Raw genomic sequence first — 1,120 nt, forward strand, 5'->3', positions numbered from 1 at the left:
TTCGTACAATTTACGTTGTTCGAATGGCTTAAGGAGGAAATCATGCATCTGTCGCACATTTCAACTGGTCTTTCCTTTTCAGAAGCTCATAACGAAGCTTACTCGGATGAACAGATCGTAGCCATGTTCTTGTCTTCATCCGAGCGCTCCAAGTATACGGTCAGGAATTACACGAATTCGATCAACAAATTCCGTGCTTTTCTCCAGGGTAAGCCTCTCCGTGATGTCAACTGGAGGGAAATCGAAGTATATAAGCTCGCTTTGATTAAGGGATTCCTCAGCAAGAGCGGGTTGCCCCAGTCGCCTGCGACTGTCGCCATTCACATTGCGCCCGTGCGATCTCTGTATAAATGGGGAAGTGATCCGAACATCGGTATTTTTCCGATCAACCCGACGACTAGCGTACAGGTGCCGAAAGTAGCAATAACCAGCAGGAACCACTATTTGACCAAGAGTGAGGTTATTCTGTTGATCGAAAGGCTGAAGCAGCAAAGTCCCCGTGATTATATTCTGGGGCTGACGCTTGTTTTGCTGGGACTGCGAGTATCGGAATGCATCTCGATTCAATGGGGGCATTTTCATACGGATCCACAGGAAACCTCGATATGGCTGACGGTTTTCGGGAAAGGGGGCAAACAGCGGGAGGTTAAAGTTCCGGATATTCTGTGGTCTCTGATTCAGACCCATCTGGGCACCGCTCAGCCTGAGCTGAGGAAACCCAATGCACGTTTATTCCCGATCACGGTAAGATCGGTTGAGAAGATCATCCAGAAGGCAAGAACCCCGTTAGAGGGAAGTAAAAAAGTCACTCCTCATTGGCTGAGGCATACAAACGCCACCCTGGCGCTGCTCAAGGGAGCCTCTCTCCAACAGGTTCAGGAATCCCTAGGACATACGCACATCAATACGACGCAACGTTATCTGCATACCGTACAGCAAATTCAGAAAGCCGCTCCAGATTTTGTAGAAGATAGTTTAAAAGAGTACTTATAGGGCTAAAACACTACATAATATGAATCGAATCTTGTAATATTAGGTTGAATTAACTATAATAACGAGGAAAGATTTGCAATAATCAAAGAATTCTACAGAAAATGTCGAACAACGTAAATTGTACGAA

General features: G+C 45.9%; 1 protein-coding gene. It reads left to right on the forward strand.

All coding sequences use genetic code 11. The features are described from left to right. The first annotated feature begins 42 nt into the window (after positions 1-42). Positions 43-993 carry a tyrosine-type recombinase/integrase gene (locus WMW72_RS35495; RefSeq protein ID WP_341420309.1) on the forward strand — a complete coding sequence of 317 codons (951 nt, stop codon included), beginning with the start codon at positions 43-45 and terminating at the stop codon, positions 991-993. Positions 994-1,120: the final 127 nt, after the last annotated feature.

The sequence above is a fragment of the Paenibacillus filicis genome (assembly GCF_038070315.1).
Taxonomy (GTDB): Bacteria; Bacillota; Bacilli; order Paenibacillales; family NBRC-103111; genus Paenibacillus_G; species Paenibacillus_G filicis.

Coding starts and splice junctions, on each gene's coding strand:
- WMW72_RS35495 (WP_341420309.1), top strand. CDS start 43: ATGCATCTGTCGCACATTTCAACTGGTCTTTCCTTTTCAGAAGCTCAT.